The 25,826-nt window shown below is 72.0% G+C and carries 21 protein-coding genes; 12 read left to right on the forward strand and 9 right to left on the reverse strand.

The annotated features are described in order from the left end of the window. From BGO91_RS03850 to BGO91_RS03875, 6 genes are all read right to left on the reverse strand, one after another. Nucleotides 1-938: heme ABC transporter ATP-binding protein (locus BGO91_RS03850; protein WP_366925289.1), on the reverse strand; the 938-nt coding region annotated here is incomplete at its 3' end. Next, entirely contained in the window at nt 935-2,053 is a 1,119-nt protein-coding gene (locus tag BGO91_RS03855) for an iron ABC transporter permease (protein ID WP_290471555.1), read from the reverse strand. The genes BGO91_RS03855 and BGO91_RS03850, both read right to left, overlap by 4 nt. Then, nucleotides 2,050-3,180 (reverse strand): ABC transporter substrate-binding protein, encoded by a 1,131-nt coding sequence (locus tag BGO91_RS03860; RefSeq protein WP_290471556.1) that lies wholly within the window; start codon nt 3,178-3,180, stop codon nt 2,050-2,052. The genes BGO91_RS03855 and BGO91_RS03860 overlap by 4 nt, the downstream gene beginning before the upstream one ends. A 20-nt stretch (nt 3,181-3,200) precedes the next feature. After that, nucleotides 3,201-6,821 carry an HtaA domain-containing protein gene (locus BGO91_RS03865; RefSeq protein WP_290471557.1) on the reverse strand — a complete coding sequence of 1,207 codons (3,621 nt, stop codon included), beginning with the start codon at nt 6,819-6,821 and terminating at the stop codon, nt 3,201-3,203. Between the two features lie 196 nt (nt 6,822-7,017). Continuing rightward, nucleotides 7,018-8,067 (reverse strand): biotin/lipoate A/B protein ligase family protein, encoded by a 1,050-nt coding sequence (locus BGO91_RS03870; protein WP_290471558.1) that lies wholly within the window; start codon nt 8,065-8,067, stop codon nt 7,018-7,020. Nucleotides 8,068-8,154: 87 nt separating this feature from the next. Beyond that, complete coding sequence (locus tag BGO91_RS03875) at nt 8,155-9,006, reverse strand: alpha/beta fold hydrolase (protein WP_290471559.1); 852 nt, start codon at nt 9,004-9,006, stop codon at nt 8,155-8,157. A gap of 72 nt (nt 9,007-9,078) precedes the next feature. On the opposite strand from BGO91_RS03875, the gene BGO91_RS03880 reads away from it, so the two are divergent. The 8 genes from BGO91_RS03880 to BGO91_RS03915 all read left to right on the forward strand — a co-directional run bounded on the left by BGO91_RS03880 (nt 9,079) and on the right by BGO91_RS03915 (nt 18,218). Next, nucleotides 9,079-9,513, forward strand: a complete 435-nt coding sequence (locus BGO91_RS03880; RefSeq protein WP_290471560.1) for a MarR family transcriptional regulator — start codon at nt 9,079-9,081, stop codon at nt 9,511-9,513. 5 nt (nt 9,514-9,518) lie between these two features. Next, nucleotides 9,519-10,817 carry an MFS transporter gene (locus BGO91_RS03885; RefSeq protein WP_290471613.1) on the forward strand — a complete coding sequence of 433 codons (1,299 nt, stop codon included), beginning with the start codon at nt 9,519-9,521 and terminating at the stop codon, nt 10,815-10,817. Nucleotides 10,818-10,970: 153 nt separating this feature from the next. After that, nucleotides 10,971-12,032: a LacI family DNA-binding transcriptional regulator gene (locus BGO91_RS03890; RefSeq protein WP_290471561.1), complete on the forward strand. Its 1,062-nt coding sequence runs from the start codon at nt 10,971-10,973 to the stop codon at nt 12,030-12,032. A gap of 205 nt (nt 12,033-12,237) precedes the next feature. Further along, a complete protein-coding gene (locus BGO91_RS03895; RefSeq protein ID WP_290471562.1) occupies nt 12,238-12,564 on the forward strand; it encodes an L-rhamnose mutarotase in 327 nt (108 codons plus the stop codon). A gap of 46 nt (nt 12,565-12,610) precedes the next feature. Continuing rightward, nucleotides 12,611-13,774, forward strand: a complete 1,164-nt coding sequence (gene rhaI / locus BGO91_RS03900) for an L-rhamnose isomerase (RefSeq protein ID WP_290471563.1) — start codon at nt 12,611-12,613, stop codon at nt 13,772-13,774. A 5-nt stretch (nt 13,775-13,779) separates the two neighbouring features. Beyond that, entirely contained in the window at nt 13,780-14,655 is an 876-nt protein-coding gene (locus BGO91_RS03905; RefSeq protein ID WP_290471564.1) for an alpha/beta hydrolase, read from the forward strand. 42 nt (nt 14,656-14,697) lie between these two features. Next, a complete protein-coding gene (locus BGO91_RS03910) occupies nt 14,698-16,734 on the forward strand; it encodes a bifunctional aldolase/short-chain dehydrogenase (RefSeq protein ID WP_290471565.1) in 2,037 nt (678 codons plus the stop codon). After that, nucleotides 16,731-18,218, forward strand: a complete 1,488-nt coding sequence (locus BGO91_RS03915; protein ID WP_290471566.1) for a rhamnulokinase family protein — start codon at nt 16,731-16,733, stop codon at nt 18,216-18,218. Before BGO91_RS03910 ends, BGO91_RS03915 begins: the two co-directional genes overlap by 4 nt. A 73-nt stretch (nt 18,219-18,291) precedes the next feature. Here the strand turns inward: BGO91_RS03915 and BGO91_RS03920 are convergent, their stop codons facing one another. Then, on the reverse strand, nt 18,292-21,183 hold the full coding sequence (locus BGO91_RS03920) for an Ig-like domain-containing protein (protein WP_290471567.1): 2,892 nt from the start codon (nt 21,181-21,183) through the stop codon (nt 18,292-18,294). Between the two features lie 297 nt (nt 21,184-21,480). Here BGO91_RS03920 and BGO91_RS03925 point away from each other — a divergent pair, with 297 nt between their 5' ends. Then, nucleotides 21,481-22,128: a nucleoside/nucleotide kinase family protein gene (locus tag BGO91_RS03925; RefSeq protein ID WP_290471568.1), complete on the forward strand. Its 648-nt coding sequence runs from the start codon at nt 21,481-21,483 to the stop codon at nt 22,126-22,128. A gap of 9 nt (nt 22,129-22,137) precedes the next feature. Then, a complete protein-coding gene (locus BGO91_RS03930; RefSeq protein WP_290471569.1) occupies nt 22,138-22,386 on the forward strand; it encodes a glutaredoxin family protein in 249 nt (82 codons plus the stop codon). Between the two features lie 39 nt (nt 22,387-22,425). On the opposite strand, the gene BGO91_RS03935 is transcribed toward BGO91_RS03930, so the two are convergent. Next, nucleotides 22,426-22,992, reverse strand: a complete 567-nt coding sequence (locus BGO91_RS03935) for a TetR family transcriptional regulator (protein WP_290471570.1) — start codon at nt 22,990-22,992, stop codon at nt 22,426-22,428. Nucleotides 22,993-23,076: 84 nt separating this feature from the next. Between BGO91_RS03935 and BGO91_RS03940 the strand changes: the two genes are divergently transcribed. Further along, nucleotides 23,077-23,976 (forward strand): SDR family oxidoreductase, encoded by a 900-nt coding sequence (locus BGO91_RS03940; RefSeq protein ID WP_290471571.1) that lies wholly within the window; start codon nt 23,077-23,079, stop codon nt 23,974-23,976. Between the two features lie 127 nt (nt 23,977-24,103). Here BGO91_RS03940 and BGO91_RS03945 read toward each other — a convergent pair whose 3' ends face one another. Continuing rightward, nucleotides 24,104-24,733 (reverse strand): MBL fold metallo-hydrolase, encoded by a 630-nt coding sequence (locus BGO91_RS03945; protein WP_290471572.1) that lies wholly within the window; start codon nt 24,731-24,733, stop codon nt 24,104-24,106. 102 nt (nt 24,734-24,835) lie between these two features. On the opposite strand from BGO91_RS03945, the gene BGO91_RS03950 reads away from it, so the two are divergent. Continuing rightward, nucleotides 24,836-25,807 carry an aldo/keto reductase gene (locus tag BGO91_RS03950; RefSeq protein WP_290471573.1) on the forward strand — a complete coding sequence of 324 codons (972 nt, stop codon included), beginning with the start codon at nt 24,836-24,838 and terminating at the stop codon, nt 25,805-25,807. Nucleotides 25,808-25,826 lie beyond the last annotated feature (19 nt).

Raw genomic sequence — 25,826 nt, forward strand, 5'->3', positions numbered from 1 at the left:
GTACCGGAGGGTCGCCGCGCGCCCCGTGGACGCACAGGAAGCACCAAGGGTGCGCCGCTCTCCGGGTGCGGGATGACGTCGACCGGATACGCGTAGACGTCGGCCACCCGCTCGGCGGTCAGGACCTCCTCGGGAGGCCCGTCGGCGATCACCCGGCCGTCGCTCAGGAGCACCACCCGGTCGGCGTAGGCGGCCGCGAGGTTGAGGTCGTGCAGCACGGCCAGCACGGCGCTGCCGGAGCGGGCCAGCTCGGCGGCGAGGGTGAGCACCTGCTCCTGGTGGCCGAGGTCGAGCGCGTCGGTGGGCTCGTCGAGCAGCACGATCGGGCAGCGCTGCGCGAGCACCCGCGCGAGCGAGACGCGGGCGAGCTCGCCGCCCGAGAGCGTGGTGACGTCGCGGTCGGCGAGGTGGGCGGTGGAGGTGCGCTCGAGCGCGTCTGCGATGATCGCGGCGTCGTCGTCGCTCTGCGGCGTGCGCGCCCACGGCATGCGGCCCATCGCGACGACCTCGCGCACAGGGTAGGAGAACGAGACACCCTTCTGCTGCAGGAGCACGGCGCGCAGCCTCCCGAGCTCGCCGACCTTCACGGTGCGGGCGTCGCGGCCGTCGATCAGCGCGGTTCCGGTCTCGGGTGCGGTGTCGCCGGCGAGCACGCCGAGGGCGGTGGACTTGCCTGCGCCGTTCGGGCCGATGAGCGCGACCAGTTCGCCGGCGCGGACGGCGAGGTCGACGCCGTCCAGGATGCGGCGGCCGGCGATCGTCACACCGACGCCGCGCAGTTCGGCGCCGACGGTCGCGGCCGTCGCGCCGGTCGCGGCCGTCTCTCCGGTCGCGGCCGTCGCTCCGGTTGCAACAGCCGCACCGGTCGCAGCCGTCGCACCGGTTGCAACAGCCGCAGCAGCCACCCCGGTCCCAGCGGCGCGGGATGCGGCGCTCATGCGCTCTCCCCCGACGCGACCGTGCGCCGCAGCAGCACGAAGAAGACGGGGCCGCCGACGAGAGCCGTGAACATCCCGATCGGGAGGTCGGCGAACGGGATGGCCGTGCGGGCCACGACGTCGGCGACCGAGATGAGCAACGCACCGCCGAGGGCGCTCGCGGGGAGCAGGGCGCCGTGGCCGGGCCCGATCAGCAGGCGCAGCAGGTGCGGCACGATCAGGCCGACGAACGCGATGATCCCGGCGAACGACACGGCCACCGCGGTCAGCAGGGCGACCAAAAGGATGGAGACCAGCCGCACGCGCTCGACCGGCACCCCGAGGTGGCGGGCGCTGCGGTCGCCGAGCGCCAGCGCATCCAGCCGCCGGGACATCAGGCAGGCGCAGAGCACTCCGACGATCAGGAGCGGGAGCGTCACGCCGACCGCGGACCAGGTGGCGCCGTTGAGGGAGCCGAGCTGCCAGAACATGATCTGCTCACGGCTGGCGGTGTCGGCGAGGAAGACGAAGAGGGCGATCACCGCGTTGGCGATCGCGTTCACGGCGATGCCGGTGAGCACCAGCATGAGCACGCGGGTGCGGCCGCGCGCGCGGGCGAGCACGTACACGAGCACGGTGGTGATCACGCCGGAGACGAACGCCGCGGCCGGGACCGTGGCGGCGCCGAAGGTCTGCAGGCCGAAGACGATCGCGGCGCAGGCCCCGACCGCGGCGCCCGCCGAGACGCCGACGACCGCGGGCTCGGCGAGCGGGTTGGCGAACACGCCCTGCATCAGCGCGCCCGCGACGCCGAGGGCGGCGCCCACGATCAGGCCGAGCACGATGCGCGGGAACCGGACGTTCCAGAGCGCCCCGTCGGCGTAGGCGTCGGCCGGCGCGGTGGGCGCGAGTCCCAGCCGCCGGCCGAACGACGCGAAGATCTCGGCCGGCGACAGGGAGAACTGCCCGAGCGCCGACGAGGTCAGCACGACGGCGAGGAGCAGCACGATCATCGCGCCGATCACGAGTGCGCGCCTCCCCCGCGCCCGGGTCACCGCGGCGACGGCGACCCGATCGGTTCGGGAGGCACGGGAGGTGCGACGGGCCTGCTCGGGCCGGGTGGCGTGGGCGGTCATCCCACCGCCCCGGGCCGGTACAGCGCGTCGGCGAGCGAGCGCAGCACCGCGGGGGTGGTCGGGCCGAAGGACAGGATCTGCCCGTCAGACATGTCGACGATCCGGCGGTGCTGACCGGCGAGCGTGTCCGCCACCCCGGGCCGCTTCAGGAGGCCGTCGACGCCGCCCGTGGACTCCAGCCCGTCGGTCATCATCAGGAAGACGTCCGGGTTGGTCGCCAGCAGCGCCTCGCTGTTCGCGGGTTTCGCGCCGGTGATGCCCGCCGCGGAGGCGACGTCCACCGCACCGACGCCCGAGATCAGGTCGTCGGCACCCATCCCCTTGCCGAAGAGGAAGAACACGCCGGCCGTGCCGCGCACGTAGAGGAACGCGACGCGCAGCTTGTCGGCGTCGGCCTTCGGGGCGAGCTTGGCGATGTCGGCCTTCGCCGTCACGAGCTCCTCGTCGGTGCGCTTCACCAGCTTGTCGCCGACCGCGTCGAGGCCGACCGCGTGCGCGACCGCCTTCGTCTGCGCGCCGATCGTGGCGATGCTGCGCTTGGGGTCGAAGAACACGACGGGGACTCCGGAGGCGCGCAGCTGGTCCTGCACTTCGCGCGGGCCGAGGGTCGTGTCGGTCAGCACGAGCGTGGGGCGCAGGGCGAGGATCGCCTCGCCGTTCAGCTCGTGGCCGTTCTGGGTGACCAGGGGCAGGTCCTTCATCACGTCGAGCGTGTTGGAGGAGCCGCGGCCGACCAGCTTGTCGCCGAGACCGAGTCCGACGACCGTCTCGGCGAGTGTGCCGTAGATGTCGAGGGCCAGGATGCGGCTGGTGTCGGTGATCGTCACCGAGGTGCCCGTCGCGTCGGTCACGGTGACCGGCAGCGACGGCTTCGGGTTCTTCTCCACCGGCTCGATCTGGGCGATGGAGGCCGCGGTCGACGGTCCGGTGATGGTGCGGGGGTCCGGCAGTGCGTCGCCCGTGGCGGTCGCGGAGGCCGAGGGGCTCGCGCTGGTCGGCTTGGCCGCGGGGGCGCCCGCCGCGCAACCCGTCAGGACCGCCGCGAGGACGGCGACGGCGAAGGCACCTGCCGCGCGCATCCGGATGGTGCGGGAACGCCCATGGGCGGCGCCGGAAGCGCCGCCCATGGTCAGAGTGTCGCGGAGACTCACACAGCCTCCACGTCCGCGCGCGCAGCCCGGCGGCGCACGACCGCCACCGCGGCGATGCCCGCGAGGATCAGCAGGCCGCCGAACAGCGGCACGGCGCCCGACCCGGCGCTGCCCGTCGAGGCGAGGCCGGAGGTCGTGGTGCTGTCGCACGCCACCTCGGCGCCGAGCGGGAACCGGAACGAGATCGGGTCGAGCGCGTCGCCGGCGTTGTAGAACCCGGCGAACGCCTTCGCCCCGTCGGCGGTCAGGGCGGTGGCCGCGCCGTCGACCGAGAAGGTCGAGCCGGAGGCCTTCCCGCCCCCGAGCGCGATCGTCGCGAACGAGACGCCCGAGTAGTCGCTCGGCTTACCGCTCATGTCGGTCGAGTGCACGTCCGCGATGAGCGTCGCCTGGGTCGCGCTGGTGACCCGGATCGCGAGGTTCGAGAGCACCAGGTTCAGCACCCCGTCGTGTCCCGTGAACGAGACCGAGCCGGAGTAGCGCACGAGACCGCGGGTCTCGTCCGGGTTGAAGGTGCCCTTTCCGCCGCTCCAGCCGTACTGGCCGCCGGAGTAGGAAACGCCCGCGAGCGTCCAGGAGCCGTTCGCGATGCCGCCGCTGATGTAGTTGCGGAAGCTCGTCTTCACGCCCCAGTTCAGCGAGGCGTCGCTCACAGCGCGCGCCACGCAGGTCGGCTGGGCCGCGGCGACGGGGGCCGGGGCCTCCGGGGTCACGGCGGCGGCCGGGGCGATGACGACGTTCACCTGCGGCGAGACCGTCGGGGTGAACTGACTCGGGTCGTCCGGCGTGAAGCTGGCCGAGAACGCGTGCGTGCCGGAGGTCAGCCCGGGCACGCGCGCGCTCACCGAGGAGGAGCTCGCGGCGAGGGCGGCGAAGGCCGCTGCGCCGGAGACCGGAGCCGTCACATCCCGGACCAGTCGCAGGCCGCTGGCGACGACCTTGCCGTTGTCCAGGATGGTGATGGTGCCGTCGGCCGCCGGGGTGACGCGCACGGTGACGTCGATCGGGTCGCCCGCGTTGCCGGTGCTGCCCGAGGTGGTCACGGTGATCGTCGGCGTGATGGCGGTGCCGGCCTCGGCGTACGCGAGGTTCGTGACGGTGTTCTGCGACGGATCCGCGAAGCCCTGACCGTGCGCCTTCGAGGTGTAGAGCGCGTACGCCGGGGTGGTCGCGCTGGCCGCGGGCACCGTGATGTCGACGGAGAACGTCCCGTCGGCGTTGAGCGGCGCGGTGCGGGCGGTGCCGGTGGTCACCAGCGGGTTGCCTGCGGCGATCCAGACGACCTCGGTCGCGATGAGCTTGTCCGGTGCCGCGTAGAAGCCGCCGAGACCCGCCGGGCCGAGGCCCAGGTAGATGCCGGGTGCCGACGTGGCGAACCCGCTTCCCGTGACGGTGATGGTGCCGCCGCCGGCCGGGACCTGGGGGACGTTCACGGTCGGGACGCCGGCCGGGTTCACGGTGACGGTCACCGCGGTCGAGGTCGCGGTGGTCGCGGCGTTCGGGTCGGCCGGGGTGAAGGTCGCGGTGATGGCGTGGGAGCCGACGGACAGGGCCTTCGTCGCCGTCGCGGCCACGCCGAGCACGACCTCCGAGGAGCCGAGGGATGTGCCCCCGTCGAAGAACTCGACGGATCCCGCGAGAGCGGAGGAGGCCGGGGTCGAGACGGTCGCCGTGAAGCTCACTTGCGTGCCCGTCGTGACGCTCGAGGCGCTGCTCGTCAGCACCACCGACGTCTGCGGCGTCGCGGCGAACGCGATGGGCGTGTACGTGTCCTGGCTGCGGTCGGCGGAGCCGTGCGCGGCGAACGTGTAGACGCCGCACTCGACGGCGCCGCAGTCGACCGTGGCGCCGTTCGAGCTGAACAGGCGCTTGAGCCCCGAGAGGCTGATCGTGAACGAGCCGTCCGCGTTGATCTTCGCGCCGTACGTGCCGGCCGTGGTCGCCCACTTGACGCCCTGGTAGTACTTCGCGTTCGAGGACCAGTCGGCGTTGTCCTTGGCCGACTTCGGCCCGACGCCGATGTAGAAGCCGGGGCCGGTGGTGGCGAATCCGGTGCCGCTGACGGTGAGGGAGCCCGCGGCCGGGTCGACCCCGGTGTTCGGACTGACCACGACGGCGGGTGTCGCGACGGAGGTCACCGTGACGGTGGTCGCCGCGGCGGTCGACGGGGTCGCGACGGTCGCGTCCGCCGGGGTGAAGGTCGCGGTGATCTGGTGCGATCCGACCGCGAGGGCGCTGGTGTCGAGCGTCGCCGTGGTCCCGGAGGCGATCGAGGCGGTGCCGAGCGAGGTGGTGCCGTCGAAGAACTCGACGGAGCCGACCGCCGCCGGCGACACCGTCGCCGTCAGCGTGACGGAGGTGCCGGTGACGACCGACGCGGCCGAGCTGGTGACGGCCAGGGTGGTCGCAGTCGGCGCGGCGAACGCGATGGGCGTGTACGTGTCCTGGCTGCGGTCGGCGGAGCCGTGTGCAGCGAACGTATAGACGCCGCACTCGACGGCGCCGCAGTCGACCGTGGCGCCGTTGGAGGTGAAGACCCGCTTCAGCTTGGTGAGCGGGATCGAGATGGAGCCGTCCGCGTTGATCTTCGCGCCGTACGTGCCCGCCGTGGTGGCCCACTTGACGCCCTGGTAGTACCCGGCGTTCACGAACCAGTCGGCGTTGTCCTTCGCCGACTTCGGCCCGACGCCGACGTAGAAGCCGGTGCCGGTGGTCGAGAACCCGGTTCCGCTCACCGTGACGGTGCCGGCGGCCGGGTCGATGCCGGTCGCCGGGGTGACGGTGACGGAGGGACCGGTCGGCTGGGGCTTGGCGGTGACGGTCACCGTGGTCGCCGACGAGGTCGAGCCGGTGTGCGCGGCCGTGTCCGACGGCGCGAACGCGGCGGTGATGCTGTGGGTGCCGACCGAGAGCGAGCTGGTGGTCAGCGTCGCGGTGCCGCCGGAGACGGGCGTGCTGCCGAGCTCGGTCGAGCCCTCGGAGAAGGTCACCGTGCCGTCGGTCGCGGGCGTGACGGTCGCGGTCAGGGTGACGGCGGCGCCCTCCTCGACGCTCGCGACGTCGCTGGTGAGCGCGACGGAGGTGGTCGTCGGCTCGGGAGCCGCGTACGAGAGCGCCGTGATCGTGTTCTGGGACGGGTCCGCGAAGCCCTGCCCGTGCGCCTTCGACGTGTAGATGGCGTAGGCCGGGGTCTCGGCGGTGGCCGCGGGGACGGTCAGCTTCACCGTGAAGGTGCCGTCCTCCGCCATCGGCTCCTGACGCGCGGTGCCGGACGGGACCTGCTCGTTGCCCGGAGCGATCCAGACCGTCTCGGTCGGCAGGAGGCTGGAGGCGCCCTGGTAGAAGCCGCCGAGGCCGGCCGGTCCGACGGCGAGGTAGATGCCGGGGGCCGTCGCGGCGAAGCCGCTTCCCGTCACCGTGATCGTGCCGCCGGCGGCGGGCACCTCCGGAGCGGAGACGGCGGGGCCGGCGGCCATCGCGGGCGCGGCGCCCACGGCGCTGAGGCCGGCCGCCGCGAGCAGGGTCGCGAGGGCGGCGGCGAGGACCCGGCGCGGACGACGGGGCGCGCGCGGCCTCTCGGGATCGGGGGCTGTCGAAGCAGTTCGGGACGCTGTCATGGCACTCCTGGCAGCGGGTCGGCATGGGCCGATCCGCGGCGATCTCTGAAGGTGAGGTGTAGGTAAGGCTTGGCTAACTAAGCCATGCCTAACCTAACAGACGCGATCCCTTCGCGCGCAAGCGGCAAACAGGAAAAAGCCCGTATGCCACGAACGGCATACGGGCTTTCCGAGCTCTTCCCGGCTCGCCCGCGGCTTACGGCACGCGGTAGAGCCACTCGTCGGTGCCGAACTTCTCGTCGACCAGGCGCTCGGCCTCCGCGTACTCCTCGTCGGTGAGATCGCCCTCCGTCGCGCCGTACAGGCTCGTGAAGGTCTGCTTCATCCGCTCGATGATCTCGGCGCGGCTGAGGCCGGTCTGGCTGCGCAGCGGGTCGACGCGCTTCGCGGCGCTGGTGATGCCCTTGTCGCTGATCTTCTCGCGGCCGATGCGGAGCACCTCCGTCATCTTCTGGCCGTCCATGTCGTAGCTCATCGTGACGTGGTGGAGCACCGCACCGGAGCCGAGGCGCTTCTGCGCGGCCCCGCCGATCTTCCCCGACGGGCTCGTGATGTCGTTGAGCGGCTGGTAGACGGCGTCGATGCCGAGCGACTTCAGCGCCACGATCGCCCACTCGTCGAGGAACGCGTAGCTGTCGGCGAAGCTCATCCCCTGCACCAGGTCGGCCGGCGCGTAGATCGAGTAGGTGACGACCGAGCCGGCCTCCATGAACATCGCGCCGCCGCCGGTGATGCGGCGGACGACCTGGATGCCGTACTTCTCCGCGTTCTCGGGGTCGACCTCGTTCTTCACGGACTGGAAGCTGCCGATGACCACGGCGGGCTCGTCCCACTCCCAGATGCGCAGGGTCGGGCCGCGGCGACCGTCGCCGACCTCGTTGGTGAGCACCTCGTCCAGCGCCAGGTGCATCAGCGGCGAGACGGCCTTGGCGTGCACGATCTCCCACGGGTAGTCGCGCCAGCTGGTCGCCTTGGCGAGCGCGCGGCGGATCGCGACGGCGACGGCGTCGGGCGAGAACCCGAGCAGGATGGCGCCCTCGGGCAGTGCGTCCTTGACGGCCGCGGCGATCGTCTTGGCGTCGGACTCGGCGGGGAGGCCGTTCACCGCAGCGTCGATCGCCTCCAGCGCCGTGTCGGGCTCGAGGAAGAAGTCGCCGGCGAGCCGGAATCCGCTGATCCGCCCGTCCACGACCTCCAGGTCGACCACTACGAGCTTGCCCCCGGGAACCTTGTACTCACCATGCATGCCCCCAGCCTAATTCGGCCGCCGAGCACAGGAATAGTGCTCTGCATGGCGCCGCGAGCGAACACTTTTCCTGTGCTCGCGGGCCGGCTAGGCGCGGGCGGGGAAGCGGTCGCCGAGCCAGGCGGTGAGGTCGGCGATGACTTCGGCGCGGTTGGTCTCGTTGAAGACCTCGTGGCGGGCACCGGGGTAGACGATCGTGGTGACGTCCGTGAGCCCCGAGCGGTCGCGGTAGGCGCGCTCCAGCTTGCGCGCGGACGCCTCCCCGCCGAGCGGGTCGTCCGCGCCCACCTGGATCAGCAGCGGGAGGTCGCGGGCGAGGTGCCGCGCCGGTCGCCCGAGCAGCCGCGCGGCGTCCGCCAGCCCGAAGAGCTTCTGCAGGGGCGTCAGCGTCGTGAGCGGATCGTCGACGAACTCCTGCGCCACCTTCGGGTCGCGGCTCAGCCACTCCGCGCCGGTGGTCCCGAGATGCGCGTGCCGCTTGTTGAGGTCGCCGCTGTTCATCGAGCCGACCATCCGGTACGCCGTGCCGGTGAGCACGGCGGCGTCGTAGTCATCGCTGTGCCGGTTCAGGATGATCTGCCCGATCAGCGAGCCCCAGCTGTGCCCGAGGTACACGAGCGGCAGGTCCGGGTTCTCCCCGCGGATCAGCGCGCTGAACTGGCGGACGTCGCGGATCGCCGCGCGCAGTCCGCCCGGCCCGAGCCGGCCGATCTTCGAGGCGTCGCCGTCCCACTGCTCCATGCCGGTGCGGCCGTGGCCACGGTGGTCGTCGGCATAGACCGCGTATCCGAGGCTCGCGAGCTGCTCGGCGAGCGCGCGGTAACGAGCTGCGTGCTCCCCCACCCCGTGCGCGATCTGCACGACGGCGCGCGCGGGGCCCTGGGCCGGGTACGCGTCGTAGTGGATCCGGATTCCGTCGTCGTCGGTGAAGGTCGCCACGGGCCCATTCTCCTGTACGCGCAGAGCGGACGGGATTTGTTTAGCAAGCCTAAATTGCTAGGCTAAGTATTCATGGCCTCCACCCGTCTCTCGACGCACGACCTCAGCAGCGCGCTGCGGATCTCCGTCGCACGTCTCTCGCGCCGCCTGCGCGCGGAGAAGGAGGACGACGAGCTGAGCGATTCCCAGACCTCGACGCTCGCCTTCCTGGTGCGCGAGGGCTCCGGGACGATCGGGCGGCTCAGCGAGCACGAGCGGGTCACGCCGCCCTCCATGAACCGCACCGTCAACCACCTCGAGGAGGCGGGCTACGTCGAGCGCACCGCCGACGCGGAGGACGGCCGCAAGGTCGTCGTCGTGCCGACCGATGCCGGCCGCGCGCTCATCGCCGAGACGCGCCGCCGCCGTGACGCCTGGCTGCACCTGCGGCTGCGGGAGCTCTCCCCCGAGCAGCGCGCCGTGCTGGCCGAGGCCGCCGCGATCATGCGGGAGGTCGCCGACTCGTGAGCGCGATGTTCCGTTCGCTCGCCGGCGTCAACTACCGCATCTGGGCCGCCGGCGCCCTGGTCTCCAACGTCGGCACGTGGATGCAGCGCACGGCTCAGGACTGGATCGTCCTGACCCAGCTCACCCACAACAACGCCGCCGCCGTGGGGTTCGTCATGGCACTGCAGTTCGGCCCGCAGCTGCTCCTCCTCCCGGTGACGGGATGGGCGGCCGACCACCTCGACCGCCGCAAGCTGCTCATGGCCACGCAGGGCGCGATGGGGGTGCTGGGCCTCGGGCTCGGCCTCCTGACCGTCACCGGGGTCGTCCAGCTCTGGCACGTCTACGTGTTCGCTCTGCTGCTCGGCGTGGTGGCGGCGTTCGACGCCCCGGCGCGGCAGACCTTCGTCTCCGAGCTCGTGACGGGCCCGAACCTCTCCAACGCCGTCGCCCTCAACTCGGCGTCCTTCAACGCGGCGCGTCTGCTCGGCCCGGCCGTCGCCGGCCTCCTGACCGCCGCCGTCGGCGCCGGTTGGGTGTTCCTCATCAACGCCGCCACCTTCGGCGCGGTGCTCATCTCGCTGATGACGCTGCGGCGCGAGCAGCTCTACCGCACCGAGCGGGCGAAGCGGACGCGCGGCGGGCTCGTCGAGGGCTTCAAATACGTGCGCAAGCGCCCCGACATCATGGTCATCCTCATCATGGTGTTCCTCATCGGCACCTTCGGCCTCAACTTCCCGATCTTCATCTCGACCATGTCGGTGACCGTCTTCCACCAGGGCGCGGGTGAGTACGGCATCCTGTCGTCCGTCATGGCGATCGGGTCGGTGGTCGGCGCCTTGCTCTCGGCCCGCCGGGAGCGGCCGCGGGTCGCGCTGCTGTTCGCCGGGGCCGCGCTGTTCGGCGCCGGATGCACGATCGCCGCCGTCATGCCGACCTACTGGCTGTTCGCGATCGCCCTCATCGTGATCGGCGTCTCGTCGCAGACCCTGATGACGACCGCGAACGGCACGGTGCAGATGACGACCGACCCGATGCTGCGCGGCCGGGTCATGGCCATCTACATGGCGATCTTCATGGGCGGCACCCCGGTCGGCGCCCCGATCGTCGGCTGGGTGGCCGACACCTTCGGCCCGCGCTGGGCGATGGGGGTCGGCGGGGCGAGCGGATTCGCGGCCGCCCTCGTCGGCGTCTTCTATCTCGTGAAGTACCGCGGCCTCCGCGTCCGGTTCACCGGGATGCGCCCGCACGTCACCGTGAACGCCCGCGAGGAGCTGCGCGAGGAGCTCGCCGACACCGAGGCCACCGCCACCCGCACCTCCTGAGCGCGCGGCCTCCACGCCGAAGTTCACATAGTGGCGTCCATCAGGTCCGGAATGAGCGCCACTACGTGAACCTCGGCGGCCGCGCCCGCCGCCCCCGGAGCCCGGGACGATACGATGGCTGATCGATCCGGGGATGCGGGGGAAGGAGCACCGATGGCCGCAGCCAAGCGCCCGAGCGTGAAGGACGTGGCCGCGCTGGCCGGTGTCGCCGTCGGCACCGTCTCCAACGTGCTCAACCGCCCCGACATCGTCGCCGAGCCCACCCGCCGCGCCGTCGAGGACGCGATCGCGACCCTCGGCTTCACCCGCAACGAGTCGGCCCGGCAGCTGCGCGCCGGTGCGAGCCGGAGCATCGCGATGGTCGTCATGGACGTCGCCAACCCCTTCTTCACCGACCTCTACGTCGGCGCCGAGAGTTTCGCCCTCGAGCGCGGCTACTCCATCCAGCTCGGCAACAGCGGCAACAGCGGGGAGCGTGAGCAGCAGCAGCTCTCGGCGTTCGAGCAGCAGCGCGTGCGCGGGGTGCTGCTCGCGCCGATCGCCGGCGCCGAGCCCGTGATCGAGCGGCTGCGGGAGCACGGCATCCCGACCGTCCTCGTCGACCGCGTCGCCTCCGACCTCGAAGCGTGTTCGGTCGCCGTCGACGATGTGGAGGGCGGGAGGCTCGCCGTCGGCCACCTGATCGCCGAGGGCCACCGCCGCATCGCGTTCGTCGGCGGTCCCGCCGATCTGCAGCAGATCCGCGACCGCGTGCAGGGCGCGCGCATCGCGATCGCGCAGGCGGAGGCCGCGGAACCCCGCCTCGCCCCGATCGACCTCGAGACCGTCCCGGTCGAGCACCTCGGCGCCGTGGATGGCCGTGACGCCGCCGAGCGCATCGTCGCGCAGGCCCCGGGTGAGCGACCGACCGCGGTGTTCGCCGCCAACGACCTCCTGGCGCTCGGCCTGCTCCAGGGCTTCGTCGCCGGCGGCCTGCGCGTGCCGGAGGACATCGCCCTCGTCGGCTACGACGACATCGACTTCGCCGCGACGGCCGCGGTCCCGCTCTCGGCCGTGCGCCAGCCGCGCCGCGAGATCGGCTACGCCGCCGGCGAGCTGCTCTTCCGCGAGATCGAGGACCTGGAGGCCGGCGCCACGCACGTGCACCAGCACGTGCGCTTCGTGCCCGAGCTGATCGTCCGCCGCTCCTCCTCCGCCGAGGCCCCCGCCGCGTAACCCCGCGCCCGCCCCTCGCACCCCTTCGCGCCCCTCCCCGCCCCTCGCGCCCCTCCGAGGTTCACGTCGTTGCGGCCATTCCGCCGCGCTTGAGCGCCACGACGTGAACCTCGGCGGTCCGTCTTGTGGAGCCGGCGCTCGCACGCTAGTCTTGAATCGTTTCAGAGCGGGTCGCCACCCGCCCGACCACGACGAAGGAGTCACCGTGTCCGCTTCCCGCCGCGTCTGCTTCACCATGCGGTTGAAGCCCGACCGGGTCGACGACTACCTGGCCGCGCACACCACCGTCTGGCCCGACATGCTCGACGCTCTGCGCGAGACCGGCTGGCGCGACTACTCCCTGTTCGTCGACGCGGCGAACGGCCTCGTCGTCGGCTACCTCGAGACCGACGACTTCGACGCCGCGGTCGCCGGGATGAACGCCCGGGAGGTCAACGACCGCTGGCAGGCGTCGATGGCCGAGTTCTTCGCCGAGGAGACCGCGCCCGACAGCACCATGAACCGGCTCACGGAGTACTTCCACCTCGACTGAGGCACCGCCGCCCCGACATCGATCCGTCCCACAGAAAGCGATATCCATGACTCTCACCGACGACATCCGCTCGCAGCTGGCGCTGCAGGCGATCGAGCTGCCGAGCTGGGCGTTCGGCAACTCGGGCACCCGCTTCAAGGTGTTCAGCACGGCCGGCACCGCCCGCGATCCGTTCGAGAAGGTCTCCGACGCCGCCCAGGTGCACAAGCACACCGGGCTCGCCCCGTCCGTCGCCCTGCACATCCCGTGGGACAGGGTCGACTCGTACGCCGACCTGCGCAAGCACGCCCAGGACAACGGCGTCGAGCTCGGCACCGTCAACTCGAACACGTTCCAGGACGACGACTACAAGTTCGGTTCGGTGACCCACCACGACGACCGGATCCGCCAGAAGGCGATCGACCACCACTTCGAGTGCATCGACGTGATGAACGAGACCGGCTCGCGCGACCTCAAGATCTGGCTCGCCGACGGCACCAACTACCCGGGTCAGGACTCGCTGCGCGCCCGCCAGGACCGCCTCGCGGACAGCCTCCAGAAGATCTACGAGCGCATCGGCGACGACCAGCGTCTCGTGCTCGAGTACAAGTTCTTCGAGCCGGCTTTCTACCACACGGACGTTCCGGACTGGGGCACGAGCTTCGCCCAGACCTCCGCCCTCGGCGACCGCGCGCTCGTCTGCCTCGACACCGGCCACCACGCGCCCGGCACGAACATCGAGTTCATCGTCATGCAGCTCCTGCGCCTCGGCAAGCTCGGCTCGTTCGACTTCAACAGCCGGTTCTACGCCGACGACGACCTCATCGTGGGCGCGGCCGACCCGTTCCAGCTGTTCCGCATCGTGTACGAGGTCATCCAGGGCGGCGGCTACGCCAACCCCGACGTCGCCTTCATGCTCGACCAGTGCCACAACCTCGAGGCGAAGATCCCGGGCCAGATCCGCTCGGTGCTCAATGTGCAGGAGGCCACCGCCAAGGCGCTCCTCGTCGACACCGAGGCCCTCGCCGCCGCACAGCGCGCGAACGATGTGCTCGCCGCCAACACGGTGTTCATGGATGCCTTCAACACCGACGTGCGCGCCGACCTCGCCGCCTGGCGCGAGACCCGCGGCCTCCCGGCCGACCCGATGGGCGCCTACAAGGCGTCGGGCTACCAGGAGAAGATCGAGGCCGACCGTGTCGGCGGCACCCAGGCGAGTTGGGGAGCATAACCTCCGTGACCGACAGCACACACAGCACCGACAGCACCGACACCGGCGACACCGGCAGCGGCCCCGCCATCACCATCCGGGATGCCGTGGCCGACGGGCCGCACGGATCCATTCCGATCCGGGTATATGCCCCCTCCACGGGCGGAGTGCACCCCGGCTTCGTCTGGAACCACGGCGGCGGCTTCGTCGGCGGAGACCTCGACATGCCAGAGGCGGACTGGGTCTCCCGGTCTCTCGCGGCGCGGGGGTTCGTCGTGGTGTCCGTCTTCTACCGTCTCGCGGTGGACGGCGTGCACTTCCCGGTACCGTCGGATGACGTCGTGGCCGCCTTCCGCTGGGTCGCCGCCCACGCGGCCGAACTGGGCATCGACCCGGACCGGCTCGCGATCGGCGGCGCCTCGGCGGGCGGCGACCTCACGGCCGGGGCCCTGCTCCGGCTGCGGGATGAGGGCGGCCCGCTGCCCGCCCGCGCCCTGCTCGCCTACCCGATCGTGCATCCCGAGCTGCCGCCCTTCACGGATGAGCTCGCCGCCGCGGTCGAACGCCACTCCCCCGAGGACCCGCCCTTCGAGCCGGCCGCCGTCCGCGAGATGAACCTGAACTTCGCGGGCGACGAGGCCACCATGGCCGACCCCTACGCGTTCCCCGGCCTGGCCGATCCGACGGGCCTCCCGCCGGTGTTCATCCTCAACTCCGAGGTGGACACCCTGCGTGCGTCGGGCGAGGCGTTCGCCGCCTCCCTCGCCACCCACGGCGTCACCGTCCTCTCGCTCTTCGAGCCGGACACCCAGCACGGCCACCTCAACCGCCCCGGCGAACCGGCTGCCCGCCGCAGCCTCGAGCGCATCGTCACGTGGCTGTCCACGCCGGCGCTCCCTTGAACCCCTGACCATCGCACCCTCCTCGCTAAGGAATCACGCATCATGACGAACGAGACCGTCGCCGCCCTCATCGGCCGCTCGAACCGCCTCGGCGCCGACCCGAAGAACACGAACTACGCCGGCGGCAACACGTCCGCCAAGGGCGTCGAGACCGACCCCGTGACCGGCGAGCCGGTCGAGCTGCTCTGGGTGAAGGGCTCGGGAGGCGACCTCGGCACGCTGAAGGAGTCCGGCCTGGCGGTCCTGCGCCTCGACCGTCTGCGCGCCCTCCAGAACGTCTACCCCGGCCTGGACCGCGAGGACGAGATGGTCGCCGCGTTCGACTACACCCTGCACGGCAAGGGCGGCGCGGCCCCGTCGATCGACACCGCCATGCACGGTCTCGTGGATGCGGCCCACGTCGACCACCTCCACCCCGACTCCGGCATCGCGATCGCGACCGCGGCCGACGGCGAGGAGCTGACGAAGACGATCTTCGGCGGCAGGGTCGTGTGGGTGCCGTGGCGCCGCCCGGGCTTCCAGCTCGGTCTCGACATCGCCGCCATCAAGGCCGCGAACCCGGAGGCCATCGGCACCGTGCTCGGCGGCCACGGCATCACCGCCTGGGGCGACACCAGCGAGGAGGCCGAGGCCAACTCGCTGTGGATCATCCAGACCGCCGCGGACTACATCGCCGCCCACGGCCGCCCGCAACCCTTCGGAACCCCCCTGGACGGTTACGCCGCCCTGCCGGAGGAGGAGCGCCGTGCCAAGGCCGCCGCACTCGCCCCGCACCTGCGCGCTATCGCCTCCACCGACCGTGTGCAGGTCGGGCACTTCACCGACTCCGACGTCGTCCTCGACTTCCTCGCCGCGAGCGAGCACCCGCGCCTGGCTGCGCTCGGCACCTCCTGCCCCGACCACTTCCTGCGCACGAAGGTGAAGCCGCTGGTCCTCGACCTCCCGGCCACCGCGTCCGTCGAGGAGTCGCTCGCGCGTCTCGAGGAGCTGCACGAGCAGTACCGCGCCGACTACCAGGCTTACTACGACCGACACGCCACCCCCGACTCCCCCGCGATCCGCGGCGCCGACCCGGCGATCGTGCTCATCCCAGGCGTCGGGATGTTCTCCTACGGCAAGGACAAGCAGACGGCCCGCGTCGCCGGCGAGTTCTACGTCAACGCCATCAACGTGATGCGCGGCGCCGAGGCCCTCTCGACCTACGCGCCGATCGACGAGTCGGAGAAGTTCCGCATCGAGTACTGGGCGCTCGAGGAGGCCAAGCTGGCCCGCCTCCCGAAGCCCAAGCCGCTCGCCGGCCGCATCGCGCTCGTCACCGGCGCCGCCTCCGGCATCGGCAAGGCCATCGCCACCCGCCTCGCCGGTGAGGGCGCGTGCGTCGTCATCGCCGATCTCGACCTCGGGAAGGCGCAGGCCGCCGCGGCCGAGATCGGCGGCTCCGACGTCGCCATCGGCGTCGTCGCGAACGTCACCGACGAGGACGCGGTCCAGGCCTCCATCGACGCCGCGCTGCTCGCCTTCGGCGGTCTCGACCTCGTCGTCAACAACGCCGGGCTCTCCATCTCGAAGCCGCTGCTGGAGACCACGACCGCCGACTGGGACCTCCAGCACGACGTCATGGCCAAGGGCTCGTTCCTGGTCTCGCGCGCCGCGGCGAGGGTGCTGATCGACCAGAAGCTCGGCGGCGACATCGTCTACATCTCGTCGAAGAACTCGATCTTCGCCGGCCCGAACAACATCGCCTACTCCGCGACGAAGGCCGACCAGGCCCACCAGGTGCGCCTCCTGGCCGCCGAACTCGGCGACCACGGCATCCGCGTCAACGGCATCAACCCTGACGGCGTCGTGCGCGGCTCCGGCATCTTCGCCGGCGGCTGGGGTGCCAAGCGCGCCGCGGTCTACGGCGTGCCCGAGGAGGAGCTGGGCAAGTACTACGCGCAGCGCACCCTGCTCAAGCGGGAGGTGCTTCCGGAGCACGTCGCCAACGCGGTGTTCGTGCTCTGCACCAGCGATCTCGACCACACCACCGGCCTCCACATCCCCGTGGACGCCGGCGTCGCCGCGGCCTTCTTGCGATGAACACGGCTGCGATGGGCGGGGCTGCGATGGGCGGAGTGTCGCGCACGGGAGCCGTCGCGGCCGTCGACCTCGGGGCGACCAGCGGGCGCGTCATGCACGCGCGCGTCGGCGCCGACACGCTGGAGCTCACGGAGGCGGCCCGGTTCCTCAACACCCCCGTGCGGCTGTGGGAGGGCGACCGCCCGGCACTGCACGGGAACCTCGCGGGCCTGTTCAGCAGCATCCTGGACGGGCTCGGCTCGGTCGCCCGCACCGAGCCCGGTCTCGCGAGCATCGCCGTGGACTCCTGGGCCGTCGACTACGGCCTGCTGCGCGGCGGGAGGCTGCTGGGCGAGCCGTACCACTACCGCGACGAGCGCTCCGCGCGCGGCGTGGATCTCGTGCACGCCGCCGTCGCGCCCGACGAGTTGTACCGGGAGGGCGGGCTGCAGTTCCTGCCGTTCAACTCCCTGTACCAGCTGGCCGCAGACCGGGCGGCGGGCAACCTGGACGACGCAGACCGCTTCCTCCTCGTGCCCGACCTGGTGACCTACTGGCTCACCGGGCAGGAGCGCGCGGAGCGCACGAACGCCTCCACCACCGGCCTGCTGACCGCAGGCGGGCAGTGGAACGACGCCCTCATCGCCCGGCTGGGCCTGTCGCGCGACCTGTTCGCGCCGCTCGTCGACGCCGGGACCGCGATCGGCCCCCTCCTGCCCTCGCTCGCCGCCGACCTCCCGTTCGCCGGCGCCGGCCCCACGGTCATGACCGTCGGCTCCCACGACACCGCCTCGGCCGTCGTCGCCGTGCCGATGGACGCCACCCGCGCCGCGTACATCTCGTGCGGCACCTGGGGCCTGGTCGGGGTGGAGCTGGAGCATCGTGTCGTCAGCGACGAAGGCCGCGCGGCGAACTTCACGAACGAGGGCGGGGTGGACGGCCGCATCCGCTACCTCCACAACGTCATGGGCCTGTGGCTGCTCAGCGAGTCGCTGCGCGAGTGGCAGCGCCGCGGCCTGCACGTCACGCTCGAGTCGCTGCTCGCCGAGGCCGCCGAGCTCCCCCGCCCGGCCGATCTCTTCGACGCCGACGACCCGCGCTTCCTGGCGCCCGGCGACCTCCCGGCCCGCATCGCCGACTGGTTCGCCGAGCGCGACCTGCGGGCTCCCGCGAGTCCGGCCGGCATGGTCCGCGTGATCATCGAGAGCCTCGCCGACGCCTTCGCCCGCTCGGTGCAGCGTGCCTCCGAGCTCTCCGGCGTCCCGGTCGAGGCCATCCACATCGTCGGCGGCGGGGCGCGCAACGCCCTGCTCTGCCAGGCCACCGCCGACCGCGCGGGCGTGCCGGTGCTCGCGGGCCCCGTGGAGGCGACCGCGCTCGGCAACGCGCTCGTCCAGGGCCGTGCCGCCGGGCTGCTCAGCGGCGACCTGGAGACGCTGCGCGCGCTGGTCGCGCGGCACTACGCGCCGGTGCGGTACGAGCCCGCCCTCCGAGCGGTGGGGTGAGCGCGGCCTCCTGAGACGCCTTCAGGGCAGGAGCCCGACGGCGCCTGCCCTGAAGTGATGCTGCCCCGTCAGGTCAGCTTTCCGTCGCGCCGTCCTTGCGGCGGCGACGACCGATCAGCACGGCGATGAAGCCCAGGCCGAGCAGCGAGAGGATCCACGGGACGGTCTGGAGCGCGTCCAGTCCGGTGTGGGCCAGGTCGCCGCTGCCGTCCACCGAAGCGCCGGCCGTCTTGTCGTTCGCACCCGGGTCGGTCGCACCCGTGTCAGGCGCCTCCGTGCTGGGCGTCTCCTCCTCGGGCGTCGCCGCGGGGTGCGCGACCGTCACGGTGTTGGACGGTGCGGAGGCATTGCCGTCCTCGTCCGTGGCCGTCGCGGTCAGCTTGGTGCCGTCCGGGAGGGGGCTGGTCAGGACGATGCTGAAGGTGCCGTCCTCGTCGGCGACCGCCGAGCCGATCACGTTGCCGGCGTCGTCGGTCACCGTGACCGTCGAGCCCGGCTCAGCCGTACCCGACACGGTGGTGCCATCGCTGGGCGCGAGCACCGGAGCGTCCGGAGCGACCGCGTCAACCGTCACGGTGTTCGAGGGACCGGAGGCGTTGCCCGCCTCGTCCGTGGCGGTCGCCGTCAGCTTCGTGCCGTCCGCCAGCGGGCTGTCCGGGGTGAGGGTGAAGGTGCCGTCATCGCCGGCGACCGTCTTCCCGACCACGTTGCCCGCGTCATCGGTCACCGTCACCGTCGAGCCCGGCTCAGCCGTACCCGAGACCGTGGTGCCGTTCGACGGAGCCAGCACCGGAGCATCCGGAGCCACCGCGTCCACCGTCACGGTGTTCGAGGGACCGGAGGCGTTACCCGCCTCGTCCGTGGCGGTCGCCGTCAGCTTCGTGCCGTCCGCCAGCGGGCTCTCCGGGGTGAGGGTGAACGCGCCGGAATCATCCGCCACGACCTTCCCGACCACGTTGCCCGCACCGTCGGTGACCGTCACGGTCGAACCGGGCTCGGCCGTACCGGTCACGGTCTTGCCGTCCGTCGAAGCCAGCACTGGAGCATCCGGAGCCACTGCATCCACGGTCACCGTGTTCGACGGGCCGGAGACGTTGCCCGAGCCATCGGTCGCGGTCGCGGTCACCTTCGTGCCGTCCGCCAGCGGGCTGGAGGGCGTGAGGGTGAACGTGCCGTCGTCGCCCGCGAGGGTGGTGCCCACGATCGAGCCCGCGCCGTCGGTGACGGTCACGGTGGTGCCGGGGACGGCCGTACCGGTCACGGTCTTGCCGTCGGTCGGCGCCAGCACCGGAGCATCCGGAGCCACCGCATCCACGGTCACCGTGTTCGACGGACCCGAGACGTTGCCCGACCCGTCGGTCGCGGTCGCGGTCACCGTGGTGCCATCGGCCAGCGGGCTCGACGGGGTGATCGTGAAGGTGCCGTTGTCGGCGGCGACGGTCGTCCCGACCACGTTGCCCGCACCGTCGGTCACCGTGACGGTCGCGCCGGGCTCGGCCGTGCCCGAGACCGTCGTCCCGTTGGACGGCGCCAGGATCGGAGCGTCCGGAGCGACCGCATCCACGGTCACCGTGTTCGACGGACCCGAGACGTTGCCCGAGCCATCGGTCGCGGTCGCGGTCACCGTGGTGCCATCCGCCAGCGGGCTGGAGGGGGTGAAGGTGAAGTGTCCGGAGCCATCCGCGACGGCCGTGCCGACCTCGGCACCCGAGCCGTCGGTCAGGGTCACGGTCGAGCCCGGCTCGGCCGTACCGGTCACGGTCTTGCCGTCGGTTGCAGCCAGCACCGGAGCATCCGGAGCGACCGCATCCACCGTCACCGTGTTCGACGGGGCGGAGGTGTGACCTGCTCCGTCGACCGCGGTGGCGGTCAACTTCGTGCCGTCCGCGAGGGGGCTGGAGGGGGTGACGGTGAAGTTGCCGCTCCCATCAGCGACGGCCGTGCCGACCTCGGCACCCGAGCCGTCGGTCACGATCACGGTCACGCCCGGCTGCGCGGTGCCCGAGACGGTCCGGCCGTTCGTGTCGGCCAGGACGGGGGCGTCCGGGAGCGGAGCCACATCGAGGGTGAACGTGCCGGAGAAGGCGCCCGAGCCGGTGCCCGGGGTGCGGGTGGAGGCCCACGACATCGTCAGCGGGCCGGCCGCGGTCGGGGTCCAGGTGTTGGAGGCGGAGTCGTACGTCGCCGAACCGCTGGACGCGCTCAGCGCCACGGGCGCGCCGTCGACGCCGATCACCGGGTTGGCCGCGCGCGCGCCGACGGTGCCATCCGGCTGGGAGATCGTCTGACCGGCGACGTTGAAGGTGGTCGCCGACGTCAGTCCGGACAGCGACGAGATGTCGCTGATGTGGTTGTTCATCGCCGTCAGGGTGGTGAGGTGCGTGAGACCCGCGGCGGGCGAGATGTCCGAGATGTCGTTCATGTGGACGGACAGGCTGACCAGCGTCGCGAGCTCGCGGACGGCCTCGATGTCCGTCAGCTGGTTGGAGGCGACGTTCAGGTTGAGGAGGTTCGTCATCTGCCGGACGGGCCCGATGTCGGTCAGCTTGTTGCCGTCGACCAGGAAGGTCTGGAGGTTCGGCGCGTTCAGCGGCGCGATGGAGACGATCTGGTTGTTGGCGACGTCGAGGGCGGTCAGCGACGTGAGGCCGCCGATCGGCTGCAGGTCGACGATCGCGTTGTCCCGGATGGTGAGGTTCAGGAGGTTCGTGAACGAGCCGAGACCGGTCATGTCGGTGATGCCGAGGTTGTTGCACGTGATCGAGATCAGGGACTGCGCCTGATCCGAGTCGATCGGTGTGCCGGCGGGAAGGCCGAGCGTGCTGTCGACGCAGTTCAGCAGATTCGAGTCCGGGATGTTGACGGGGGTGGCCGCGCTGGCCGGCCCGGCGACGGCGACGCCGCCCGCGACGAGGCCGAGGACGGCGAGGACCACGGCGGGTCCACGGTAGTGGAACGAGGGCATCGGAGTGTTCTTCCTGTTCGGGTCATGGGGTCTTCGGAGATCGACGCCGCCTGTCGATGGCGGCCTCGATTGCCGTGCTCGGTCCGGACAGGGATCGGCCTCGGCGACGTGCGAAGATTCGTCACCACGGTAGGGAGCGCGTACGTGCACGCAACGGCGGTTGCGGCCGAATTAAGTACGTGGTGAATGGATTTGCGTCCACGAGGCACGGGGGCGCGTCGAGGTGGCCGTCGACACGCCGTCCGTCGGGTTTCGGCTCCGTAGTCGGCGCCGCTCCCGATCCCTCAAGATGGACGGGTGACCCTCGACGATCTCGCCCGCCGCGCTCTGGCCCTCGCTCCGGAGGGCACGCGGGTGGTCATCGGAGTCGCGGGGAGCCCGGGCTCGGGCAAGACGACGCTCGCCCGCGCGGTCACCGAGCGGGTGAACGGGCTGGCGGGTGACGGGGCCGCCGTGCACGTGCCGATGGACGGCTTCCACCTGGCCAACGCCTCCCTCGACGCCCTCGGCCGACGCGACCGCAAGGGGGCGATCGACACCTTCGACGCGTGGGGGTACGTCGGGCTGCTCCAGCGACTGCTCGCCGAGCGGGACCACGCGGTGTTCGCCCCCGCGTTCGAGCGGTCGGTGGATGAGCCGGTCGCCGGCTCCATCGCCGTCGGCCCCGAGACGCGACTGGTGGTCACGGAGGGCAACTACCTGCTGGTGGATGCGGAGCCGTGGTCGCGCATCCCGTCGCTCCTCGCCGAGAGCTGGTTCGTGGCCACGCCAGCCGCCGAGCGCGAGGCGCGGCTGGTCGACCGGCACACCCGGCACGGCCGCACACCGGAGGCCGCCCTGGCGTGGGCGCGCGACGTGGACGGCGCGAACGCGGCGATCATCGAACCGACCCGCGACCGGGCGACCCTCGTCGTGGACGGAAGGCTCCCAGGCATCGGCGCTTAGGCTGAAGGCATGACCGACACGTTCGACAAGGTGACCATGTTCGGCGCGGACTGGTGCCGCGACTGCATCCGCTCCAAGGCGCTGCTCGAGCGCCTGGGCACCGACTACGACTACATCGACCTCGTGGAGCGCCCCGAGGAGGCCGACCGCGCCAAGGCGATCAGCGGCCGCACCAACATCCCCGTCGTGGTCTTCCCCGACGGCCGCCACTTCACGGAGCCGTCCGACCAGGAGCTCGAAGCAGCACTGGCGCAGTAGCACCCGGCCTGCGGAGCTGCGCCCGCCCTCGCCCCGACGTCAGCTCAGGGCGGCGAGCGCCCGCAGCCGTTCCATCACGGCGCGCACGCGCTCAGCCAGCGAGCCGGGCGCGTCGTCGCCGATCCAGGCCGCGAACGCGACCTTGAACGCCGCGACCGCCGTCTCCGCCGCGATCGACGCCTCCGGCTCCGCCACCCCGCGCTCGCGGAGGGCGGCCGTGACGGCCTCCCCGAGCTGGGCGAGCTTCAGCAGCTCCCGCTCCTGCAGGCTCGCGTTCGCCGCGATCGCCGCCGCGCGCCGACGCGCGTACTCACGCCGTTCCTCCAGCATCGCCGTGCCGTCGGCGAGCGCCTCCCCCGCCGCGTCCAGGGCCGGGAGGGAGGGGTCGGTCGCCGTGAGCACCGCCAGCACGTCGTGCTCCATCTGACCGGTCGCGTCGAAGAGCACTTCGCGCTTGTCGGCGAAGTAGCGGAAGAACGTGCGCTCCGTCACGCCCGCGCGCTCCGCGATGTCGGAGACGGTCGTCTGCTCGAAGCCCGGGTCGAGGTAGAGCTCGAGCGCGGCGAGGCGCATGCGCCCCTGCGCGTCCGGCTCCCAGCGTCCCATGCGCTCCAGTCTAGTGATGACAGCGGCTGACATCAGTGCTATCGTCGATGTCAGTCACTGACATGACCTGAAAGGGATGATCCCATGCGCGTTTTCGTCACCGGAGCCTCCGGCTGGATCGGCTCGGCCGCCGTACCCGAACTCCTCGCCGCCGGACACGAGGTCGTCGGCCTCGCCCGCTCCGACGCCTCCGCCGCCGCACTCCGCGAGGCGGGCGTGGAGGTGCGCGCCGGCAGCCTCGACGACCTCGAGAGCCTCCGCGCCGGCGCCGCCGAGGCGGACGCCGTCCTCCACCTCGCCTTCAAGCACGACTTCTCCGACTTCGAGGCGGCGGGCCGCACCGAGCGCGCCGCCGTCGAGACGATGCTCGACGCGATCGCCGGCGACGACAAGCCGTTCCTGTTCGCCTCCGGCATCGCCATGCTCGCGCCCGGTCGCGTCGCCACCGAGGAGGACGCCGCCCGCTCCTCCGACCCCGTGTCGCCGCGTGGAGGAGCGGAGGGCTTCGCGCTCGGCTCGGCCGATCGCGGCATCCGCCCGGTCGCGCTGCGCTTCGCCCCGACGGTGCACGGTGTCGGCGACCACGGCTTCAGCGCGGTCCTGGCCGGGATCGCCCGCGAGAAGGGCGTGGCCGGCTACGTCGGCGACGGCGCGAACCGCTGGCCCGCCGTGCACCACTCCGACGCCGGCCGCCTGATCGCGCTCGCGCTCGACGCAGCGCCGGAGGGCGGCGGCATCGTCCACGCCGTCGCCGAGGAGGGCATCCCGACCCGCGAGATCGCGGAGGCCCTCGGCCGCGCGATCGGCGTGCCCACCGCCTCCATCGCCCCGGAGGACGCGGCCGCGCACTTCGGCTGGATCGGCGCCTTCTTCGGCGTCGACATCCCCGCCTCCAGCGCCCTCACCCGCGAGCGCTACGGCTGGACCCCCACCGGCCCGACCCTCTTCGAGGACATCGCGGCGGGCGCCTACCCGGGCCACTGACCCGGCCGCTTCCACCCGCCACGACGCGCGCAACGGAGGAGATCCGAGGGCCGACCCGCCCTCCCCTCCTCCGTTGCCCGTCACGGCCCGGAGTGTCGCGCGGAAGCTCCTCCGTTGCCGACCGGCCCTAGACCAACCGATCCGGCGACCCGTGCCCCGGGCACACCAGCCGGGGCCGGGAGGCGGTGATCGCCGCCAACGTCGCGTCGGCGGCGGCACGATCGCTGATCAGGAATCCGGGGAAGTGGACGAGCTTCCCGTCCGAGACACGCGCAGCATCGCCGATGAACGCGACGCCGCGCCAGCGGACGAGGTGATGCCCGGGCGTGTGTCCCGGAGCCGGCACGGCCAGGACACCCGGCGCGATCGCGGTCTCGGCGTGGCCGGGCAGCTCGTGCAGCCCGGCCGGCACCTCGGTGCGCCCGAGCCAGCCCAGTCGCTGCATCGCCCGCCGAGTGGAGGTGGGAGGCTGCTGCTCGCCGCGCAGGATGCGCGCGTCCGGCGCCCCGATCCACACCCGCGCGCCCGTCGCCCGCTGCACGGCCGCCGCGGCGCCGGCATGGTCGGGGTCGTAGTGGGTGAGCACGACATCCGTCACCGGAGAGATGCGCGCGGCGGCGAGCTCCGCGACCAGCGCCCGCGCACCGGACGCGAGGCCCGAGTCGACGAGCACCGAACGGCCGTCCTCCTCGATGAGGTACGCGTTCCCGGCGCGGGCACTCTCGATCCGGTACAGGCCGTCGATCAGCAGCTTCATACGGTGGATGCTATCCCTGCGCCCGGATTGATGACCCCCATCGCACAATCCCATCCGAACCTCCTGTTGGACTTCCGGCCCGCGCGGGCGGATGCTGACGACATGGAGTACACCCAGCTCGGCCGGTCCGGCCTGAAAGTATCCCGCCTCGTCCTCGGAACGATGAACTTCGGCCCGCAGACGTCGTCGGACGACGCGCACACGATCATGGATGCCGCCCACGAGGCCGGCATCAACTACTTCGACACCGCCAATGTCTACGGCCAGCACGTGGGCAAGGGAGCGACCGAGTCGATCATCGGCGACTGGTTCGCCCTCGGCGGCGGCCGCCGCGAGCGCACGGTGCTCGCCACGAAGCTCTACGGCGAGATGGGCGACTGGCCCAACGAGGGCCGTCTGTCGGCGCTCAACATCCGTCGCGCGCTGGACGCCAGCCTGAAGCGCCTGCAGACCGACCACATCGACATCTACCAGTTCCACCACGTCGACAGGGACACCCCGTGGGACGAGATCTGGCAGGCGATCGAGACCGCCATCGCGCAGGGCAAGATCCTCTACGCCGGCTCGAGCAACTTCGCCGGTTGGCACCTCGCGACCGCACAGGCCGAGGCCCGCAAGCGCAACCTGCTCGGGCTCGTCAGCGAGCAGTCGATCTACAACCTCCTCACCCGTCAGGTGGAGCTGGAGGTGCTGCCCGCCGCGCAGGCGAACGGCATCGGCGTGATCGCCTGGTCGCCGCTGCAGGGCGGTCTGCTCGGCGGCGTGGTCCGCAAGCAGAACGAGGGCAAGCGGCGCCTGGAGGGCCGCGCGGCCGACACGCTCGCGCAGCACCGCGACGCGATCGAGGCGTACGAGGCCTTCGCCGACGAGCTCGGCCACGAGCCGGGCGACATCGCGCTGGCCTGGCTGCTGAGCCGCCCCGGCGTGACCGGCCCGATCATCGGACCGCGCACCCTGGACCAGCTCAACGCGGGCCTGCGCGCCCTGCACGTGGAGCTGGACGAGGCGGCTCTGGCGCGCCTCGACGAGATCTTCCCGGGCCACAAGACCGCGCCCGAGGACTACGCCTGGTGACCCCCTGGCACCGGACGAC

Source organism: Leifsonia sp. 71-9, from assembly GCF_001898805.1.
Classification (GTDB): domain Bacteria; phylum Actinomycetota; class Actinomycetes; order Actinomycetales; family Microbacteriaceae; genus Leifsonia.